This window comes from Burkholderia sp. BCC1640 (assembly GCF_902833125.1).
Taxonomy (GTDB): domain Bacteria; phylum Pseudomonadota; class Gammaproteobacteria; order Burkholderiales; family Burkholderiaceae; genus Burkholderia; species Burkholderia diffusa.
In genome coordinates this window covers 329,854-347,477 of the sequence record NZ_CADFEF010000003.1, presented here as the reverse complement: position 1 = coordinate 347,477, position 17,624 = coordinate 329,854, and the positions used below count along the sequence as shown (strand labels likewise).

Annotated in this window: 20 protein-coding genes and 1 pseudogene; 15 read left to right on the top strand and 6 right to left on the bottom strand. The window is 67.8% G+C overall.

Annotated features, from left to right (window positions below; all coding sequences use genetic code 11):
• The 7 genes and pseudogenes from glyA to HWX25_RS05945 form a co-directional block, all read left to right on the top strand.
• Positions 1 to 210 (top strand): annotated as a pseudogene (gene glyA / locus HWX25_RS05975) (serine hydroxymethyltransferase); the annotation flags it as partial.
• A 6-nt stretch (positions 211 to 216) separates the two neighbouring features.
• Positions 217 to 696, top strand: a complete 480-nt coding sequence (gene nrdR, locus HWX25_RS05970) for a transcriptional regulator NrdR (protein ID WP_006760615.1) — start codon at positions 217 to 219, stop codon at positions 694 to 696.
• A 153-nt stretch (positions 697 to 849) separates the two neighbouring features.
• A complete protein-coding gene (locus HWX25_RS05965; protein WP_059820227.1) occupies positions 850 to 1,410 on the top strand; it encodes a GspH/FimT family pseudopilin in 561 nt (186 codons plus the stop codon).
• Entirely contained in the window at positions 1,407 to 1,829 is a 423-nt protein-coding gene (locus tag HWX25_RS05960) for a hypothetical protein (RefSeq protein WP_175907652.1), read from the top strand. The genes HWX25_RS05965 and HWX25_RS05960 overlap by 4 nt, the downstream gene beginning before the upstream one ends.
• A complete protein-coding gene (locus tag HWX25_RS05955) occupies positions 1,813 to 2,652 on the top strand; it encodes a PilW family protein (protein ID WP_175907650.1) in 840 nt (279 codons plus the stop codon). Before HWX25_RS05960 ends, HWX25_RS05955 begins: the two co-directional genes overlap by 17 nt.
• 113 nt (positions 2,653 to 2,765) lie before the next feature.
• Positions 2,766 to 3,314, top strand: coding sequence for a pilus assembly protein (locus HWX25_RS05950; protein WP_175907648.1), 549 nt, complete (start codon positions 2,766 to 2,768; stop codon positions 3,312 to 3,314).
• Positions 3,311 to 3,763 (top strand): type IV pilin protein, encoded by a 453-nt coding sequence (locus tag HWX25_RS05945; RefSeq protein WP_175907646.1) that lies wholly within the window; start codon positions 3,311 to 3,313, stop codon positions 3,761 to 3,763. The genes HWX25_RS05950 and HWX25_RS05945 overlap by 4 nt, the downstream gene beginning before the upstream one ends.
• Before the next feature lie 57 nt (positions 3,764 to 3,820).
• Here the strand turns inward: HWX25_RS05945 and HWX25_RS05940 are convergent, their stop codons facing one another.
• The 3 genes from HWX25_RS05940 to HWX25_RS05930 all read right to left on the bottom strand — a co-directional run bounded on the left by HWX25_RS05940 (position 3,821) and on the right by HWX25_RS05930 (position 5,124).
• The gene (locus HWX25_RS05940; protein WP_059530521.1) at positions 3,821 to 4,264 is read right to left on the bottom strand and encodes a DUF3318 domain-containing protein; all 444 of its coding nucleotides are present in this window, start codon (positions 4,262 to 4,264) and stop codon (positions 3,821 to 3,823) included.
• A 43-nt stretch (positions 4,265 to 4,307) separates the two neighbouring features.
• A complete protein-coding gene (locus HWX25_RS05935) occupies positions 4,308 to 4,697 on the bottom strand; it encodes a phage holin family protein (RefSeq protein WP_059690700.1) in 390 nt (129 codons plus the stop codon).
• A 124-nt stretch (positions 4,698 to 4,821) separates the two neighbouring features.
• Positions 4,822 to 5,124, bottom strand: a complete 303-nt coding sequence (locus HWX25_RS05930; RefSeq protein WP_006754606.1) for a YqjD family protein — start codon at positions 5,122 to 5,124, stop codon at positions 4,822 to 4,824.
• Between the two features lie 318 nt (positions 5,125 to 5,442).
• Here HWX25_RS05930 and HWX25_RS05925 point away from each other — a divergent pair, with 318 nt between their 5' ends.
• Positions 5,443 to 6,081: a peroxiredoxin gene (locus tag HWX25_RS05925; protein WP_034182833.1), complete on the top strand. Its 639-nt coding sequence runs from the start codon at positions 5,443 to 5,445 to the stop codon at positions 6,079 to 6,081.
• A 140-nt stretch (positions 6,082 to 6,221) separates the two neighbouring features.
• Here HWX25_RS05925 and HWX25_RS05920 read toward each other — a convergent pair whose 3' ends face one another.
• The gene (locus tag HWX25_RS05920; RefSeq protein ID WP_175907644.1) at positions 6,222 to 7,409 is read right to left on the bottom strand and encodes an acyl-CoA dehydrogenase; all 1,188 of its coding nucleotides are present in this window, start codon (positions 7,407 to 7,409) and stop codon (positions 6,222 to 6,224) included.
• Positions 7,410 to 7,581: 172 nt separating this feature from the next.
• On the opposite strand from HWX25_RS05920, the gene HWX25_RS05915 reads away from it, so the two are divergent.
• Together HWX25_RS05915 and HWX25_RS05910 are read left to right on the top strand one after the other, a co-directional pair.
• Entirely contained in the window at positions 7,582 to 8,373 is a 792-nt protein-coding gene (locus tag HWX25_RS05915; protein WP_175907642.1) for an IclR family transcriptional regulator, read from the top strand.
• A 127-nt stretch (positions 8,374 to 8,500) separates the two neighbouring features.
• Complete coding sequence (locus HWX25_RS05910) at positions 8,501 to 8,911, top strand: GFA family protein (RefSeq protein WP_175907640.1); 411 nt, start codon at positions 8,501 to 8,503, stop codon at positions 8,909 to 8,911.
• Between the two features lie 182 nt (positions 8,912 to 9,093).
• Here HWX25_RS05910 and HWX25_RS05905 read toward each other — a convergent pair whose 3' ends face one another.
• Positions 9,094 to 9,897: an EAL domain-containing protein gene (locus HWX25_RS05905; protein WP_059530510.1), complete on the bottom strand. Its 804-nt coding sequence runs from the start codon at positions 9,895 to 9,897 to the stop codon at positions 9,094 to 9,096.
• A gap of 379 nt (positions 9,898 to 10,276) precedes the next feature.
• Here HWX25_RS05905 and HWX25_RS05900 point away from each other — a divergent pair, with 379 nt between their 5' ends.
• From HWX25_RS05900 to fahA, 5 genes are read left to right on the top strand one after another with little or no spacing between them, the layout of a single operon-like run.
• Positions 10,277 to 11,965, top strand: coding sequence for an FAD-dependent oxidoreductase (locus tag HWX25_RS05900; protein ID WP_175907638.1), 1,689 nt, complete (start codon positions 10,277 to 10,279; stop codon positions 11,963 to 11,965).
• Positions 11,966 to 11,994: 29 nt separating this feature from the next.
• A complete protein-coding gene (locus HWX25_RS05895; RefSeq protein ID WP_014897947.1) occupies positions 11,995 to 12,225 on the top strand; it encodes a DUF2783 domain-containing protein in 231 nt (76 codons plus the stop codon).
• Positions 12,222 to 13,583 carry an MFS transporter gene (locus HWX25_RS05890; RefSeq protein ID WP_175907636.1) on the top strand — a complete coding sequence of 454 codons (1,362 nt, stop codon included), beginning with the start codon at positions 12,222 to 12,224 and terminating at the stop codon, positions 13,581 to 13,583. Before HWX25_RS05895 ends, HWX25_RS05890 begins: the two co-directional genes overlap by 4 nt.
• 15 nt (positions 13,584 to 13,598) lie before the next feature.
• Positions 13,599 to 14,933: a homogentisate 1,2-dioxygenase gene (hmgA, locus tag HWX25_RS05885; RefSeq protein WP_175907634.1), complete on the top strand. Its 1,335-nt coding sequence runs from the start codon at positions 13,599 to 13,601 to the stop codon at positions 14,931 to 14,933.
• Positions 14,930 to 16,234: a fumarylacetoacetase gene (gene fahA / locus HWX25_RS05880; protein ID WP_175907632.1), complete on the top strand. Its 1,305-nt coding sequence runs from the start codon at positions 14,930 to 14,932 to the stop codon at positions 16,232 to 16,234. The genes hmgA and fahA overlap by 4 nt, the downstream gene beginning before the upstream one ends.
• A gap of 157 nt (positions 16,235 to 16,391) precedes the next feature.
• Here fahA and HWX25_RS05875 read toward each other — a convergent pair whose 3' ends face one another.
• The gene (locus tag HWX25_RS05875; RefSeq protein ID WP_175907630.1) at positions 16,392 to 17,552 is read right to left on the bottom strand and encodes an MFS transporter; all 1,161 of its coding nucleotides are present in this window, start codon (positions 17,550 to 17,552) and stop codon (positions 16,392 to 16,394) included.
• Between the last annotated feature and the right edge of the window lie 72 nt (positions 17,553 to 17,624).

The window sequence follows — 17,624 nt, the reverse complement described above, 5'->3', positions numbered from 1 at the left end:
ATCCCGAACGATCCGGAAAAGCCGTTCGTGACGAGCGGGATCCGTCTGGGTTCGCCGGCGATGACGACGCGCGGCTTCGGCGCGGCGGAAGCGGAGACGGTCGGCAACCTGATCGCCGATGTGCTCGAGAACCCGGAAGACGCAGCGACGATCGAGCGTGTGCGCGCGCAAGTAGCCGAGCTGACCAAGCGTTTCCCGGTTTATCGCTGATCCAGCATGCGCTGCCCGTTCTGCCGGCATGAGGACACGCAGGTCGTCGACTCGCGTGTGTCCGAAGATGGCGCCGCGATTCGTCGGCGCCGTCGTTGTTCGGCTTGCGACAAGCGCTTCACGACGTACGAGCGGGTCGAGCTGAACTTGCCGGCCGTCGTGAAGAAGGACGGCAGCCGCACGGAATTCGACCGTCGCAAGATCGTCGCCAGCATGCAACTCGCGCTGCGCAAGCGGCCGGTTGCGGCTGACGCGATCGACGCGGCGGTCGCCCGCATCGAGTATCAACTGCTCGCAACCGGCGAGCGCGAAGTGCGTAGCGAGAAGCTTGGCGAACTCGTGATGAACGAGTTGCGCGGCCTCGATACGATCGCCTATGTCCGTTTCGCATCGGTATACCGCCGGTTCGAGGATGTTTCCGAATTTGCCGACGTGATCGAAGAGTTCCGTCGCGCGTCCCCCTCCAAGCCTCCGCGTAAGCGCTGACGCGCTGCGTCCGTTCATCGTCTTCTCCGTGGGTTCAGTTCGCGCCGATTGTGTCGACCGCGATCGCATGTCGCCAGTCGGCCGTTCGGCTAATGGCGCGTGTGTGCTTGCGTCGCTACAGTCGTCGCATCACGTTGACGGAGGGCGATGGCGATGGGACTGCACCGACACGGCGTTGCACAACGCATGCGACGCGGCGGCGGCTTTACGCTCGTCGAGCTGATGGTCGCGATCGCGCTGGCAGCCGCGATCGGACTATACGCAGCACCTGCATTCGATCAGTGGCACATGCGTGAACGTGTGGATGCGCGCTCGCGTGCGTTGCTCGGCGCGCTGTCGTTCGCGCGCACCGAGGCGACACGTCTCGGCGTGCGCGTCACGCTGTGCAGGGCCGGGCGCAACGGCGATTGCGTGCATTCCGGCGAGCGGTGTGACCTGGCGGGATGGTCATGCGGCTGGATCGTCAGCGGGCAGTTCGACGGACGGTCGCGCGTGCTGCGGCGCTATCCGCGCGATGCCGACATTGCCGTCGCGGGGGCGGCGCACGATCTGGCATTTGCTCCGCCGGCGGGCCAGGTGCTTGGGGGGATCAGGCGTTTCGAGTTGCGTCCGCGGCGCACGCTGTCCGGTGACGACACACGCGTGTCGCGCTGCATTCGGATCGCGGCAGGCGGCCGGGCGCGCGTCGTTGCCGGTCATTGCGAAGCGGCATGAAGCGCACGCGCAAGTCCATGCACGGCACGTCGCTGCTCGAAGCGGTGCTGGCCGTCGCGCTACTTGCAACGGTGATGCTGGCGGTGGCCGGCAGCCAGCTTGCGATGACGCGCGCGCAGCGGGCGACGATCTGGCGTGAGCGCGCGCTATGGCTGGCCGATGCCCGCATTGAGAGCCGGCGCGCAGTGGCGGGCGCCGACGACGGCATCGCGGCGCTCGCGTCTGCGTCGTTGCCCGGTGGCACGACGGCGCTCGACGATGGGCCGGCGAGTGTCCGCTACGTGACGGTCGGCTGGCGTGACGCTCAGGCCTCCGCACCGACATCGGCGCGCTGCGAAAGTGCGCGGGCAGCAGTCGGGCCGCCGTCGTGCGTGCGGATGCCGTTTCGGGAGGCCGAGGACGATGCCGATGAACGGTGAGCGCCGCAGCCGCGCGCATACGCTGCTCGAAGTGCTGATCGCGATGACGGTCGGTCTGCTGGTGCTTGCCGCTGCCGGTGCGCTGTACCACGCCCAGCGCGTTGCGCAGCGGCGAGCGGAAGACGGCTTCCGGATGCGCGATGCGGCCGCGACCGCACTGATGCTGATCGGCGAGCAGATCCAGATGGCCGGGTTTCGCCCGCTCGATGTCGAAGGTGCGCCATCGTTACCGCCGGTGTTTGGCTGTTCCGCGGGGCGCGTGCGAGGCAATGGAGCGCAGGTGCGCTGCGAAACCGTGCGCGCAGCGTCGGACGCATTGCTGGTTCGGTATGTCGGCGATGCCGTGTCGACGTGGCCGACGATTGGGGCACAGGTGTCGGATTGTCTCGGGCAGGGCGTTGGCGCTCCTGGTGCGCGGCCGCTCGTGGAAAACCGTTTCGACGCGCATGTCAGTCCGTCGACGGGCGAGCCCGAGTTGTACTGCGAGGGAAGCGGGCGCCCGGGTACGCCGCAACCCGTCGTGTCCGGCATCGACCAACTGCGTGTGCGTTACCTTCGGCGCGAAGCCGCGCAGTTCGTCGACGCAGGGGCGATGGGTAGCGGCGACTGGCGCGATGTCGTTGCCGTGCATGTTTGCGTGCGTGCACGTGGCGAACCGATGCACGCGCCCGCGCGTCATGTCGATTGCGATGGCCGCACGGCTGTTTCGCCGAATGGTCGCGCGCATCTGGTGCTGCATCGAATTGTCGCGTTGCGCAATGCCGCGGTCGCATCCACGGATCCCGTGGGTGATGCGGCGCAGGATCATGGGGTGTTGCGATGATCTACGCAAACCGATTCGTCGACGAGCTCGCGATGCGAATCGCAGCAGGTCGCGCAAGGCAGCGCGCGGTGGCGTGCCGCGACAGGCGACATGCGGCGCGCGGTGAGGGCCCCATGCTGAGCGGAACAACATCACGCGCACGCTTTCCGTCCACCAGTCGCGGCTGGCGTCGCGACGCGGGCCTTGCACTGCCGGCCGTGATCGCGGTCGGCGCGGCGGTCGCCGCGCTGACCGGCACATGGTTCGAATCCGCGTTGACGGAATCGCGCCGCACGCGTGCATTGTCGGACCGTCTGATCGCATTTCACGCAGCCGATGCAGCGCTGGCAGCCTGCACAGCGCGATTGCTCCGAGGCGGGGCGCCATACATCGACGAACCGGCGTCACCTGTCGAGCCGGACGCATGGCGGCGTGCGCCCGCGCTGGGCGTCGCCGAAGCGTTTGCCCCGTTCGCCTCCTGGCCGATGGCGGCACAGCCGCCGCGATGCCTGATCGAAGCCTGGCGAGGTATCGGTCCGCAAGAGAGTCGTGCTTACCTCGTCACCGCGCGTGGTGTCGGCGGCCATGCGTCGAGCGTGGTCTGGCTGCAAAGCCAGGTCGCGCTGCGAGACGGACGCATCGTTGCACAGCGCTGGCGGCGCGTCGCGGCGGTTCATCGATGAAACAGCCTCGATTGCTGCACCGATCGGTGGCGTTCACGTTGCTCGAACTGATGATCGTGCTCGCGATCGTTGCCGCGCTGGCCGGGTGGGGTATTCCGTCATATCGCGAGCATGTCGCGCGCGTGCATCGCGCATCCGCGGTCGCTGCGCTTTATCGCGCAGCTCAGTATCTCGAAACACTCGACGGCGCGCCGCCACGGACGCTGCCTGACGCATATTCGCAGGCGCCTTCGGACGGGCAGGCGGTCTATGACGTGGCGCTGCGGCGAACAGCGGGCGACGATGCGCCGGTGGCCTACGAACTCGTTGCGCGCCCGCTCGATGCAGGCCCGATGCGCGACGACGCATGCGGTGCGTTCACGCTGCGCGCGGACGGGACCAAAGGCAACGCGGGATCGAACGACGCAGAGGCGGACTCGCGGGAGCGGACATGCTGGGGCGTGCGTTGATCACGCGATCACGCACGGGAAACACACAGCGGAGCCGGGCGCGTGCGCGCCTGGGTGTCAGTCGTCGTTCGCGGCAGGTTCGCGCTCGTCGCGCGACTGTTTCCAGATCCGGTAGATCTCCCATGCAGCGAAGCCGACGGAGCCCCACTTCAGCGCGGGGCCCGCGCTCGCGCGCAGCAGCGAGCGTATGGGTTTCGCCAGCACGAGCGACGCGAGCGAACTCAACATCGGGTACTGGTTGACGAGCTGGCCGAGGCTCGCGTTCAGGTTCTTGGCGGACTGGCTGAACTTCGTGCCCGACAGTCCCGGGACGAATACCTTGAGCCAGCTGAAGCGCGTGACGGCGTGGCGCATTTCGGCGGCGGCTTCGGCAAGCTCGAGCCGCTCGACCTCGGATCGCAGGATCAGCAACTCCTTGCGGAGCGCGCGATGCTGCGACGCGTTCCAGTTCGATCGCGACGAATGGGGGCGGGTCGAATGGCCCGTGACGTTCTGGCTCATGGCGCGTCGGCGAAGTAGGTGAGAGAGGGGAACGCGACTGCGTTCACGGCTTGCCGCGGAAAATTTCGCGGTCTTTCTCGAGCTCGGCGAGCGTCGCCTCGAACACGGTCGGCGCGTCTCGCAGGCCCGAACGCGCTTTCAGCGCACATACGATGCCCGCGATCGCGTACAACGCGGTGATGGCCGCGAGCGACTGCCAGCGATAGGTATCCCAGAACGCGATCGTGACGAGCACGGTCAGGCTGATGAGCGCCATCGTCGCGAGCATCATGGCCGCGAGCCCGAGGAACAGCACGCCCATCAGGCGTTCCTTCTCCTCGGCGAGTTCGATGCCGACCAGTTCGAGGCGCGTTTGCAGGAGGCCGATCGCGGAGCCGACGAGGCGGCGCAGCGGTCCCTGGCCGGACGGCTGCGGGTGGGTGTCTGTCGTCATGGATGAGGCGCTTGTGCGCGCAATAAGCGGCTAGGGCAAAGCCAGCCGGCGGCGAACCGTCGGCTGGCTTCGGCACCCATGCACCGCACCGGGCGGCACATGGGGCGGAACGGCGCTGAGCGCGTTACTTGCGGTTGATCAGCAGGCCGATCAGCACGCCGACGCCGGCGGCGACGCCGATCGACGTCCACGGATGCTCGTGCACGTAGTCGTCGGTCGCGCGCGCGGCCTTCTTGCCTTTCTCGACCACCACGACCTGGACGTCGGTTGCCTTTTCCTTGGCCTGCTTCAGGCGCGACATGGCTTTTTCGCGCAACTCGGCCGCCCGGTCGCCCGTGCTGCTCGCTGCCTGCTTGAGCAGATCCTCGGCGTCCGCGAGAACGGTTTTGATATCCGACATCAGTTTCTCCTTGTTGATTTCCGACATTGCAACTCCCTTCATGCTGTCATGCTGCAGGTTCACATCGTAGCGAAACCCCTGCCGGCTGGCGAGCCGGGAAGACACGCGGCGGCGGTGCAAGACCACATGGTAAACGACCCGTAAGTATTGACAGAGCCGCAAATGCTGCGAAAAGTTTCCCTTGTGGCCGTCCGTCCTGCCCCGATACCGGGTAAAAATGACAAAAAAGTATGAATATCAAACAGAATAATCGTTCGCACCGCCCATTGCTTCCCGTAAGCTGATGGACTGTCCCGCGCCGTCCAGCGCGCGGTTTCAACCAGCATCGTTCGAGGAGGGAACATCATGAGTCTGCGTCTTGGTGACATTGCACCGGATTTCGAGCAGGAATCGAGCCTGGGCCCCATCAAGTTTCACGAGTGGCTGGGCGACAGCTGGGGCGTCCTGTTCTCGCACCCGGCCGACTACACGCCGGTCTGCACGACTGAACTCGGGCTGACCTCGAAGCTGAAGGGCGAATTCGAGAAACGCAACGTGAAGGTGATCGCGCTGTCGGTCGACGGCGTCGAATCGCACAAGGGCTGGATCAACGACATCAACGAAACGCAGTCGACGGTCGTCGGTTTCCCGATCATCGCCGACGCGGACCGCAAGGTGTCGCAGCTGTACGACATGATCCACCCGAACGCGAACGAAACGCTGACGGTGCGTTCGCTGTTCGTGATCGACCCGAACAAGAAGGTGCGGCTCACCATCACCTATCCGGCCAGCACCGGCCGCAACTTCGACGAAGTGCTGCGCGTGATCGACTCGCTGCAGCTGACCGACAACTACAAGGTCGCGACGCCCGGCAACTGGAAGGACGGCGACGACGTCGTGATCGTGCCGTCGCTGCAGGATCCGGAAGAGCTGAAGAAGCGCTTCCCGAAGGGCTTCAACGCCGTGCGTCCGTACCTGCGCCTCACGCCGCAGCCGAACAAGTAAGCAGCGGCTGCCACGTCGGCGGCGCGTGACGAACGCGTGCGCCGATGAAAACGGCCCGCCCGGCAGCGATGCCGGGCGGGCCGTGTCGTTTCAGCGGCGACTACGCGACGCGACGGGCGCCGCGTTCCGCACGCGAATGGTCAGAAGAATGCCTGGATGCCCGTCTGCGCGCGGCCGAGGATCAGCGCGTGGATGTCGTGCGTGCCTTCGTACGTGTTCACCACTTCGAGGTTCACGAGGTGGCGCGCGACGCCGAATTCGTCCGAGATGCCGTTGCCGCCGAGCATGTCGCGCGCGAGTCGCGCGATGTCGAGCGCCTTGCCGCACGAGTTGCGTTTCATGATCGACGTGATCTCGACGGCCGCCGTGCCTTCGTCCTTCATCCGGCCGAGACGCAGCACGCCCTGCAGGCCGAGCGTGATTTCGGTCTGCATGTCGGCGAGCTTCTTCTGGATCAACTGGTTCGCGGCGAGCGGCCGGCCGAACTGCTTGCGATCGAGCACGTACTGGCGCGCGGTGTGCCAGCACGACTCGGCCGCGCCGAGCGCGCCCCAGGCGATCCCGTAGCGCGCCGAGTTCAGGCACGTGAACGGGCCGCGCAGGCCGCTCACGTTCGGCATCAGGTTCTCCTCGGGCACGAACACTTCGTCGAGCACGATCTCGCCGGTGATCGACGCGCGCAGCCCGACCTTGCCGTGGATCGCGGGCGCCGACAGGCCCTTCCAGCCCTTCTCGAGGATGAAGCCGCGGATCGCGTCCTTGCCGTCTTCTTCCAGTTTCGCCCACACGACGAACACGTCGGCGATCGGCGAGTTGGTGATCCACATCTTCGCGCCGGACAGCGAATAACCGCCGGGCACCTTCTTCGCGCGCGTGACCATGCTGCCCGGATCGGAGCCGTGGTTCGGCTCGGTCAGGCCGAAGCAGCCGATCCATTCGCCGCTCGCGAGCTTCGGCAGGTATTTCTGCTTCTGCGCGTCCGAGCCGAATTCGTGGATCGGCACCATCACGAGCGACGACTGCACGGACATCATCGAGCGGTAGCCGGAGTCGACGCGCTCGACTTCGCGCGCGATCAGCCCGTAACTCACGTAATTGAGGCCGGGGCCGCCGTATTCTTCCGGAATCGTCGGGCCGAGCAGGCCGATCTCACCCATCTCGCGGAAGATCTCGGCGTCGGTGCGTTCGTGGCGGAACGCCTCGGTGACGCGCGGCGCGAGCTTGTCCCGCGCATACGCGTGCGCGGCATCGCGCACCATCCGCTCTTCCTCGGTCAGTTGCTGGTCGAGCAACAGCGGATCGTCCCAATGAAAAGTTGCAGCGCTCATCGTGTCATCTCCTGTTGGCCAGGGTGGGCGCTTCAGCGCTTGCCCTGATCCCATGCTTGGCGGTCGGTCCCGGGCTGGCGCTTCGCGGCCTGCCCCGATGTCTAAAGTTCGCTTGACTCAAGTTCCGCTGTGCGGAACAATGTTTTGCAAAACGAACCCAGTGTAGCATCACATGACGCTTTCAACCATCGACGAAACCATGATCGACGAACGCAAGTTCGTCGTTGCGCTCGCGCGCGGGCTCGACCTGCTGCGCGCATTCCGGCCCGGCGAGACGATGCTCGGCAATCGCGACTTCGCGGAGCGCACCGGGCTGCCCAAGGCGACGGTGAACCGGCTCGCCTATACGCTGACCGTGCTCGGCTATCTGCGCTATGACGAGACGCTCGGAAAGTATGCGCTCGACGCCGGCGTGCTGTCGCTTGGCTACGCGCTGCTGTCCGGCTCGGGGACGCTCGATCTCGCCCGGCCGCACATGCAGGCGCTCGCGCGCGAGATCGGCGCGGCCGTGTCGCTCGGCTGCCGCGACGGGCTCGACATGATCTATCTGGAGACGATCCGCAGCGAAACCGCGCTGACGCTCGGGCTTGCGCCCGGCTCGCGGCTGTCGATGCTGACGAGCTCGATGGGGCGCGCGTACCTGGCCGTGCAGCCGGAGGACGTGCGCCGCGCGCTCTATGCGGATCTGCACCGGGCGGCCGGCGGCGCGGCCGACGCGGATGCGCTCGTCGCGGCCGCGCAGGACGCGGTGGCCGAGTTCTCCGCGGGCGGATGCTGCTATTCGTTCCGCGCGTGGCACATGGACGTGAACGCGGCGGCCGTGCCGTTTCGCGAACCGCGTGAAGGGCGCTGGCTGATCCTGAGCTGCAGCGGGCCTGCGTCGTCGATGGACGAGGACGTATTCCGCACGCAGGTCGGGCCGAAGCTGAAGGCGCTCGCGCAGCGGCTCGGGCAGACGGTCTGAAACGGGCGCCGCGAGCGGCGCGTCGCCGGGCCGACCGGGCGCCAGCGTGGCGGCCGCTGCCGGTTGCGTCGCGCGCGAGGCGCGCTCATCATCATCCACCGGTTCCCCGACGATGACGAGGTTCGCGATGTCCCACCCGGAAACCATGGAAGGCGGTTGCGCATGCGGGGCGATCCGCTACCGGATCGCCGGCATTCCGGCCGACGCAGGCTTCTGCCATTGCCGGCTCTGTCAGCGCACGACGGGGGCGGCGGTCGTCGCGTCGGCATCGGTGCCGCTCGACGCATTCGAATACCTGCAGGGCGAGCCGACGGTCTATGCGTCGAGCGCGTGGGGCGAGCGGCGCTTCTGCGGCCGCTGCGGCGCGCAGTTGGAGTATCGGCTGGCCGATGCGCCGACGACCGTGGAAATCAACTATGCAACGCTCGACGAGCCGGCGCGGCTGCGTCCCGCGTGGCACGTCTGGTACGGGGATCGCTTCCCGGGCATCGAGATCAACGACGATCTGCCGAAATTCGACGATGGCGGAAGGGCCTAGCGACGTGCCGGCGTCGAATCCGCGCACACGCGCGTTCGACCTTTCACGCATGAACGGAACAGGAACCGGCCATTATCGGGCGACGATGCACGCCGCCCCCGACTCCCGACGCAATACCAATACCGACAGCGGATTCCGCCATCCGCCGTGCCGCGCCCCGCGGGGGCCGGCCATTCGCCCGCTCAGGCCGGGACGACCTTCGAGAACACCGGCCCCTGCATGAACCGCACGTCGTGCTGGCGCAGCAGCTCGCACTGCGTCTCGTCGACGACGCCGTCGAAAATCAGCGGAATCCGCACGCGCTGCGCATATGCGACCAGCGCCTTCACCATCCCGTCGCGCAGCGCGATGCCCGCATCCATCTTGATGTAGTCGGGCCGCGCCATCTCCGATTCGACCGCGAGGATCCGGCCCGGGTCGGGCAGCTTGTCGGCGACCTTGAAACCGTGATGCTGGTAGCTGCGCGTCAGGTAGCCGAGGAAGGTCTTGTGCGCGACCGCGACCGCCGGCAGCTCGATCACGATCCGCTCGGTCGGCAGCCCGAAGCGCTGCAGCACCGACGAGAAATGCTTGCCGTGGTCGTACTTCACGCTCTTGAGCAGCCGTTCGTGCACGCGCAGGAACAGCAGCCCGTGGCGTTGCGCGCCGAAGAAGTTGATCGCGTGCAGCGCGCGAGACAGCCGGTCGATCGCGACGAGCGTCTGGTCGTCGACGGCCGAGTCGACCGGATCGTGCGGCGCGCCGGTGACCAGCGTGACGGCCTGGAAGCCGAGTTCGTCGCCGTAGCGCTCGATCGCGTCGGCGAACGACGTCGACTGCGGCGCGCCGGGCATCGTCACGTCGTAGATCGGTTCATAGGCGCTCGCGAGCGTGCGCTCCGGCAGATTTGCGCACGCGGTGCCGCCCGCTGCAAGCGCGAGGTGTTCCCGCAGATACGGCAATTGCCCGGCACGGACGACCAGCTCGGGAATGTTGGGCGGAATCATCGGCGTAGGAAGGAAAAATGGCGGCCGAAACGGCCGCCTCATGTCTTGATATTAGCAGCGCCCGTCCGGCTCGGCTTGGCGTTTCGCTCATATGGTTATCCCGTTCTCGCGCGGATGGCTAGGGTTTACGTTGATTTCACTATTCGTAATTGGTTTTACTATTCGTAAATCCAAAGATTTGTCGCCGATCAAGAAAAGCGGCGTTCGGGCGCCCGGAGCGGCGCCGATTCCCGAATCGGATCAACAGGAAGCAAGGAGCGAGACGTGGCGGTTGACAGCAAGTGGGCGAGGCAGGGCGGGCCGCGGCAGTGGCGGGCAACGGGCATGAGCGGGACGACGCAGCGCGCGTCGGCGCGCGGACGGCAGGGCTGAGGAGCGGATGGCGACCATGAGCATCGATTACCAGACGCTGAAGTTCGACTACCAGCCGCGTGCGACGCGGGCCGCCGGCGATGACGCCGCCATCCACCCGGTGGTGGTGGTCGGCGCGGGCCCGGTGGGCCTGTCGGCGGCGATCGACCTCGCGCAGCAGGGCGTGCCGGTCGTGCTGCTCGACGACGACGACACGCTGTCGACGGGCTCGCGCGCGATCTGCTTCGCGAAGCGCACGCTCGAGATCTTCGACCGGCTCGCCTGCGGCGAGCGTTTCGTCGACAAGGGCGTGAGCTGGCACGTCGGCAAGGTGTTCCTGCAGGACGAGCAGCTGTATGCGTTCGACCTGCTGCCGGAGGAAGGTCATGCGCGTCCCGCATTCATCAACCTGCAGCAGTACTACGTCGAAGGCTATCTGGCCGAGCGCGCGTTCGCGCTGCCGAACATCGACATCCGCTGGAAGCACAAGGTGACGGGCGTCGCGCAATCGGCGGAACACGCCACGCTCACCATCGAGACGCCGGAAGGCATCGAGACGCTGCGCGCGCAGTACGTGATCGCGGCCGACGGCTCGCGCAGCCCGATGCGCGCGGCAATGGGCCTCGAGAGCCGCGGCCGCACGTTCAAGGACCGCTTCCTGATCGCCGACGTGAAGATGAAGGCGGAATTCCCGACCGAACGCTGGTTCTGGTTCGATCCGCCGTTCCACCGCAACCAGTCGGTGCTGCTGCATCGCCAGCCCGACAACGTGTGGCGCATCGACTTCCAGCTCGGCTGGGACGCCGATCCGGTCGCCGAGAAGCAGCCGGAGCGCGTGATCCCGCGCGTGCGTGCGCTGCTCGGGCCGGATGTCGAGTTCGAGCTGGAATGGGTGAGCGTCTATACGTTCCGCTGCCAGCGGATGGATACGTTCCGTCATGGCCGCGTGCTGTTCGCGGGCGATTCCGCGCACGGCGTGTCGCCGTTCGGCGCGCGCGGCGCGAACAGCGGCGTGCAGGATGCGGACAACCTCGCGTGGAAGCTGAAGCTCGTGCTCGACGGCCGCGCGGACGATCGCCTGCTCGACACCTACGCGAGCGAGCGCGAGTTCGCGGCCGACGAGAACATTCGCAACTCGACGCGCTCGACCGATTTCATCACGCCGAAGAGCGCAGTATCGCGCGTGTTCCGCGACGCGACGCTGAAGCTCGCGCGCGACTGCGAGTTCGCGCGCAAGCTCGTGAACAGCGGCCGCCTGTCGGTGCCGGCCGTGCTGGCCGATTCGCCGCTGAACACGCCGGACCGCACCGGCGACACGTTCGCGTGCGCGATGCGGCCGGGCGCGGCGGCGGCCGATGCGCCGGTGCGCGCGCACGGCACGTCGGGCTGGCTGCTGCGGCATCTGAGCGACGGTTTCGCGGGCGTGCTGTTCGGGCTGCCGGGCGACGCCGCCGCGCTCGCGCAGGCGCTCGACGGCCTGGCGCTGCCGGTGCGGCCGGTGCTGGTCGTGCCGGCCGGGCACGCGCAACCGGTGGCCGGCGTCGACGTCGTGGAGGACGTCGACGGTCTCGCCGCGCAACGCTACGACGCGAAGCCTGGCACGTTCTATCTGCTGCGCCCCGACCAGCACGTCTGCGCGCGGATGCGCACGCTCGAGCGCCAGGCGATCGCCGACGCGCTGGCGCGCGCGACCTGCGCGCGCGGAACATCGCATTGAACACGACAACGATACCGGAGACACCCGTCATGCCCCGACTCGACACCCGCCCGCGCCTGGCCGATCCGGACGCGTTCTACGAAGCGCTGATCGACATGCATCGCGATCTGTCCGACGCCGACAGCCAGCTCGTCAACGCGAAGCTGATCCTGCTGCTCGCGAACCAGATCGGCGATGCCGACGTGCTGCGCGAAGCGATGGCGCTCGCGCGTCAGGGCGTGACGCCGCCCGTGCATCCGGCCGCCGAGGTGGCGCAATGAGCGCGGCGCCGGCCGACGCGCGCGTGCTCGAAGTCGAGCGCGTGATCGACGAGACCCATCGTCCGGGCTTTCACTGGATGCTGCTCGCGTTGTGCGGGCTGTGTCTCGTGATCGACGGCTTCGATGCGCAGGCGATGGGGTATGTCGCGCCCAGCGTGATCGCCGAATGGGGCGTGCCGAAGCAGGCGCTCGGGCCGGTGTTCAGCGCGAGCCTGTTCGGGATGCTGCTCGGCGCGCTCGGGCTGTCGGTGCTGGCCGACCGGATCGGGCGGCGCCCGGTGCTGATCGGCTCGACGCTGTTCTTCGCGGTGACGATGCTCGCGACGCCGTTCGCGGGTTCGATCCCGGTGCTGATGGCGCTGCGCTTCGTCACGGGCCTCGGCCTCGGCTGCATCATGCCGAACGCGATGGCGCTGGTCGGCGAATTCAGCCCGGCCGCGCATCGCGTGAAGCGGATGATGATCGTGTCGTGCGGCTTCACGCTCGGCGCCGCGATCGGCGGCTTCATCAGTGCCGCGCTGATTCCGGCGCTCGGCTGGCGCTCGGTGTTCTTCGTCGGCGGCGCGGTGCCGCTCGTGCTGACGCTCGCGATGTTCGCGCGGCTGCCCGAGTCGCTGCAGTTCCTGGTGTTGAGAGGGCGCGACGCGCAGGCACGCGCCTGGCTCGCGCGCTTCGCGCCGCAGGCCGGCATCGACGCGAGCACGCGCCTCGTCGTGCGCGAGCGCGCGGCGAGCGGCGCGCCGGTCGCGGAGCTGTTCCGCCATGGCCGCCTGCCGGTCACGCTGCTGCTGTGGGCCATCAGCTTCATGAACCTGATCGACCTGTACTTCCTGTCGAACTGGCTGCCGACCGTGATGCGCGACGCGGGCTATTCGCCGGGCACGGCGGTGATCGTCGGCACGGTGCTGCAGACGGGCGGCGTGATCGGCACGCTGTCGCTCGGCTGGTTCATCGAACGCTACGGCTTCGTGCGCGTGCTGTTCGCGTGTTTCGCGTGCGCGGCCGTCTCGGTCGGGCTGATCGGCTCGGTCGCGCATGCGCTGCCGTGGCTGCTGATCGTCGTGTTCGCGGGCGGATTCTGCGTGGTCGGCGGGCAGCCGGCCGTGAATGCGCTCGCGGGCCAGTATTACCCGACGTCGCTGCGCTCGACCGGTATCGGCTGGAGCCTCGGCATCGGCCGGATCGGCTCGGTGCTCGGGCCGCTCGTCGGCGGCCAACTGATTGCGCTCAACTGGACCAACGACGCGCTGTTCCACGCGGCCGCGGTGCCCGTGCTGTGCTCGGCGCTGTTCGTGCTGGGACTGGCCGGCGTAACGCGGCGCAGCGGCGCGCAGGCGCCGAACGCCGCCATGAATTGATGGAGAAAGGAAACGATGACGCTTGACCTGTCGAAACCGGCGCGAGCCGGCTACCTGAGCGGTTTCGCGAACGAATTCGCGACCGAGGCGCTGCCCGGCGCGCTGCCGCACGGTCGCAACTCGCCGCAGCGCGCGCCGTACGGCCTGTATGCGGAGCAGCTGTCGGGCACCGCGTTTACCGCGCCGCGCAGCCACAACCGCCGCTCGTGGCTGTACCGGATCCGGCCGGCGGCCGTGCACCGGCCGTTCGAGCCGTTCACGGGCACGCAGCGGCTCGTGTCGGAATTCGGCGACTCGGCCGACGTGCCGCCGACGCCGCCGAACCAGCTGCGCTGGGATCCGCTGCCGATGCCGGTCGAGCCGACCGATTTCGTCGAAGGGCTCGTGACGATGGCCGGCAATGGCTCGGCGGCCGCGATGAACGGCTGCGCGATCCACCTGTACGCCGCGAACCGCTCGATGCAGGACCGCTTCTTCTACAGCGCTGACGGCGAACTGCTGATCGTGCCGCAGCAGGGGCGGCTCTTCATCGCGACCGAATTCGGGCAGCTCGACGTCGAGCCGTTCGAGATCGCGGTGATCCCGCGCGGCGTGCGTTTTTCCGTCGCGCTGCCGGACGGCGATGCGCGCGGTTACATCTGCGAGAACTTCGGCGCGCTGCTGCGCCTGCCGGACCTCGGCCCCATCGGCTCGAACGGGCTCGCGAACCCGCGCGATTTCCTCACGCCGCAGGCCGCGTACGAGGATCGCGAGGGCGCGTTCGAGCTGGTCGCGAAGCTGAACGGGCGCCTGTGGCGCGCGGACATCGGACATTCGCCGTTCGACGTCGTCGCGTGGCACGGCAACTACGCGCCGTACAAATACGACCTGCGCCTGTTCAACACGATCGGCTCGATCAGTTTCGACCATCCCGATCCGTCGATCTTCCTCGTGCTGCAGTCGCCGAGCGACACGCCGGGCGTCGACTCGATCGACTTCGTGATCTTCCCGCCGCGCTGGCTCGCGGCCGAGGATACGTTCCGGCCGCCGTGGTTCCACCGCAACGTCGCGAGCGAGTTCATGGGGCTCGTGCACGGCGCGTACGACGCGAAGGCCGAAGGCTTCGTGCCGGGCGGCGCGAGCCTGCACAACTGCATGTCGGGCCACGGGCCGGATGCGGACACGTTCGAGAAGGCGTCGGCGAGCGACACGACGAAGCCGCACAAGGTCGACGCGACGATGGCGTTCATGTTCGAGACCCGCACGCTGATCCGGCCGACGCGCTATGCGCTCGACACCGCGCAGCTGCAGGCCGACTACTTCGAATGCTGGCAAGGCATCAAGAAACACTTCAATCCGGAGCAACGATGAGCGATACCCAAGACTGGCGCGCAACGCTCGACCCGGCCCGCAAGAGCTGGGTCGAGACGGCGAACGATCCCGCCTGCGATTTCCCGATCCAGAACCTGCCGTTCGGGATCTTCAGCGATGCGAAGCAACCGGCGCGCCGCGCGGGCGTCGCGCTCGGCGACCAGATCGTCGACCTCGCCGCGCTCGCGCGTGCGGGCCTCGTGACGCTGCCGGCCGGCGCCGACGTGTTCGCCGCGCCGACGCTCAACCCGTTCATCGCGCTCGGCCGCGACGCATGGCGCAGCGTGCGCGTGCAGCTGTCGGGCCTGTTCTCGCGCGAGGACGCGCGGCTGCGCGATGACGCCGCGCTGCGCGCGAACGTGCTCGTCGCGCAGCGCGACGCGACGCTGCACCTGCCGGTCGACATTCCCGGCTATACCGATTTCTACTCGTCGAAAGAGCATGCGACCAACGTCGGCTCGATGTTTCGCGATCCGAAGAATGCACTGCTGCCGAACTGGTCGGAGATGCCGATCGGTTACAACGGCCGCGCGTCGTCGGTAGTCGTGAGCGGCACGCCGGTGCGGCGCCCGAACGGCCAATTGAAGCTGCCCGACCAGGAACGTCCGGTGTTCGGCGCATGCCGCAAGCTCGACATCGAGCTGGAGACGGGCTTCATCGTCGGCCGCGGCAACGCGCTCGGCGAGCCGATCGCCTGCGAGGATGCCGAAGCGCACATCTTCGGGATGGTGCTGCTGAACGACTGGAGCGCGCGCGACATCCAGCAGTGGGAATACGTGCCGCTCGGCCCGTTCAATGCGAAGACCTTCGCGACGACGATCTCGCCGTGGATCGTCACGCTCGACGCGCTCGAACCGTTCCGCGTCGAGCAGCCCGAACAGTCGCCGCAGCCGCTCGCGTATCTGCGGCACGCGGGCAAGCATGCGTTCGACATCGCGCTCGAAGTGACGCTGCGCGCGGAGGGCGCCGCCGAAGCGACGTCGATCTGCCGCACCAACTTCAAGCACATGTACTGGACGATGGCGCAGCAGCTCGCGCATCACACGGTCGCGGGCTGCAACACGCGCGTCGGCGACCTGATGGGATCGGGCACGATCAGCGGGCCGACGAAGGACTCGTTCGGCAGCCTGCTCGAACTGACGTGGAACGGCAAGGAGCCGCTCGCGCTGAACGGTGGCGGCAGCCGCGCGTTCATCGAGGACGGCGACGAGCTCACGCTCGCGGGCTGGTGCCAGGGCGACGGCTATCGCGTCGGTTTCGGCGCATGTGCCGGCAAGATCCTGCCGGCGCGCAGCGTATGACGGACTGCACCGCGACTCGTTACGCGTAGTCCGGATGCAGAGGGCGGCCCGCATTGCGCGGGCCGTTTTCATTTCGGCGGCGGGTGGCGGGCGGCGGTACGCAAGCGCTGGTGCGTGACGCTGCGCACGAGCGTCGGCGCCAACATCTGCGTCGGCGTCAGACCGCGCGCTGCAACGTGGCGCGTCGTTCCCACAACGCGGCTGCGACGAACGCGGCGACGCAGACGACCAGTACGCCGATCAGCGCGTTGCTGCCCAGTTGCTCCATCAATGCGCCGGCGACCAGCGGACCGCCGAAGCTCGCGGCGCTCCACGATGCCGACACGAGCGAGCTCGCGGTGACGAGCGCCGCGCCGCGGAAGCGTTCGCCGCATGCGACGAGCGACAGCGTGTAGATGCTGCCGGCCGCCGCGCCCAGCACGAACAGCAACGGCCAGCACAGCCACGGGTTCACGATAACGAACGGCAGCAGCGGCAGGCCCGCGAGCACGATCCAGCCGGCGCCGAGGTGCACGCGTTCGCGGCCGAGCTTGTCCGCGAGCCAGCCGATCGGGAACTGCATCGCGGTGTCGCCGAACAGCATGATCGACGCTAGCAGCACGGCGGTCGCGCTCGCGACGCCGTGATCCATCGCATAGAGCGGCAGCAGCGACAGCGCGAGCGTATCGAACAGCGCGAAGAAGCCCGTGCCGATGATCAGCGCCGGCATGCGCGGCAGCACGGCGAGCCAGCTGTCGTGCGCTGCGTGGTGCGCGTCGTCGCCGGCGAGCGGCGCGCGGCGGATCGTCGCGAGCGTCGGCAGCGCGAGCAGGAACAATGCGCCGCACAGCGCGAAGCGGATGCTCGTCGCGCCGGCGATCTGGCTGACGAGCACGGGGCCCGCCATCTGGAACAGCGTGAAGTTGGTCGCGTAGATCGCGACCACGCGGCCGCGCGTCGAATCGTCTGCGAGCTGGTTGACCCATGCCTCGCCGATCGTGAACAGCAGCATCAGCGCCGCGCCGCACAGCACGCGCAGCACGCCCCATACGATCAGGTTCGACGTGAACTGCATCAGCGCCGTGGCCGCCGCGAGCAGCACGACCGACACGACGATCGCGCGGCGCGAGCCGATGCGCCGCGCGAGTGCGGTGACGAACGGGACGATCGCGAGGCCACCCAGGGCCTGCGCGGCCGTCAGCATGCCGACGACGTTGGTGCCGTGTCCGGCTTCGGTCAGGGCGAGCGCGGTGAGCGGCATCGTCGCGCCGGTGCCGAGACCGACGACCGCGACGCTCAGGATCAGCGCGAGGAAATCACGATTGAGAATGGCTTTCATCGGCCGCGATGCTACACCGCGGACCCTGAAAGGTCCATGAAGGCCATCAGGTTCGCATGGCGTTGCGCGCGC

What these genes read in the sequence shown, in the direction of transcription:
- nrdR (WP_006760615.1), top strand. Translation starts at nt 217, where the DNA reads ATGCGCTGCCCGTTCTGCCGGCATGAGGACACGCAGGTCGTCGACTCG.
- HWX25_RS05965 (WP_059820227.1), top strand. Translation starts at nt 850, where the DNA reads ATGGGACTGCACCGACACGGCGTTGCACAACGCATGCGACGCGGCGGC.
- HWX25_RS05960 (WP_175907652.1), top strand. Translation starts at nt 1,407, where the DNA reads ATGAAGCGCACGCGCAAGTCCATGCACGGCACGTCGCTGCTCGAAGCG.
- HWX25_RS05955 (WP_175907650.1), top strand. Translation starts at nt 1,813, where the DNA reads ATGCCGATGAACGGTGAGCGCCGCAGCCGCGCGCATACGCTGCTCGAA.
- HWX25_RS05950 (WP_175907648.1), top strand. Translation starts at nt 2,766, where the DNA reads ATGCTGAGCGGAACAACATCACGCGCACGCTTTCCGTCCACCAGTCGC.
- HWX25_RS05945 (WP_175907646.1), top strand. Translation starts at nt 3,311, where the DNA reads ATGAAACAGCCTCGATTGCTGCACCGATCGGTGGCGTTCACGTTGCTC.
- HWX25_RS05940 (WP_059530521.1), bottom strand. Translation starts at nt 4,264, where the DNA reads ATGAGCCAGAACGTCACGGGCCATTCGACCCGCCCCCATTCGTCGCGA.
- HWX25_RS05935 (WP_059690700.1), bottom strand. Translation starts at nt 4,697, where the DNA reads ATGACGACAGACACCCACCCGCAGCCGTCCGGCCAGGGACCGCTGCGC.
- HWX25_RS05930 (WP_006754606.1), bottom strand. Translation starts at nt 5,124, where the DNA reads ATGTCGGAAATCAACAAGGAGAAACTGATGTCGGATATCAAAACCGTT.
- HWX25_RS05925 (WP_034182833.1), top strand. Translation starts at nt 5,443, where the DNA reads ATGAGTCTGCGTCTTGGTGACATTGCACCGGATTTCGAGCAGGAATCG.
- HWX25_RS05920 (WP_175907644.1), bottom strand. Translation starts at nt 7,409, where the DNA reads ATGAGCGCTGCAACTTTTCATTGGGACGATCCGCTGTTGCTCGACCAG.
- HWX25_RS05915 (WP_175907642.1), top strand. Translation starts at nt 7,582, where the DNA reads ATGACGCTTTCAACCATCGACGAAACCATGATCGACGAACGCAAGTTC.
- HWX25_RS05910 (WP_175907640.1), top strand. Translation starts at nt 8,501, where the DNA reads ATGTCCCACCCGGAAACCATGGAAGGCGGTTGCGCATGCGGGGCGATC.
- HWX25_RS05905 (WP_059530510.1), bottom strand. Translation starts at nt 9,897, where the DNA reads ATGATTCCGCCCAACATTCCCGAGCTGGTCGTCCGTGCCGGGCAATTG.
- HWX25_RS05900 (WP_175907638.1), top strand. Translation starts at nt 10,277, where the DNA reads ATGGCGACCATGAGCATCGATTACCAGACGCTGAAGTTCGACTACCAG.
- HWX25_RS05895 (WP_014897947.1), top strand. Translation starts at nt 11,995, where the DNA reads ATGCCCCGACTCGACACCCGCCCGCGCCTGGCCGATCCGGACGCGTTC.
- HWX25_RS05890 (WP_175907636.1), top strand. Translation starts at nt 12,222, where the DNA reads ATGAGCGCGGCGCCGGCCGACGCGCGCGTGCTCGAAGTCGAGCGCGTG.
- hmgA (WP_175907634.1), top strand. Translation starts at nt 13,599, where the DNA reads ATGACGCTTGACCTGTCGAAACCGGCGCGAGCCGGCTACCTGAGCGGT.
- fahA (WP_175907632.1), top strand. Translation starts at nt 14,930, where the DNA reads ATGAGCGATACCCAAGACTGGCGCGCAACGCTCGACCCGGCCCGCAAG.
- HWX25_RS05875 (WP_175907630.1), bottom strand. Translation starts at nt 17,552, where the DNA reads ATGAAAGCCATTCTCAATCGTGATTTCCTCGCGCTGATCCTGAGCGTC.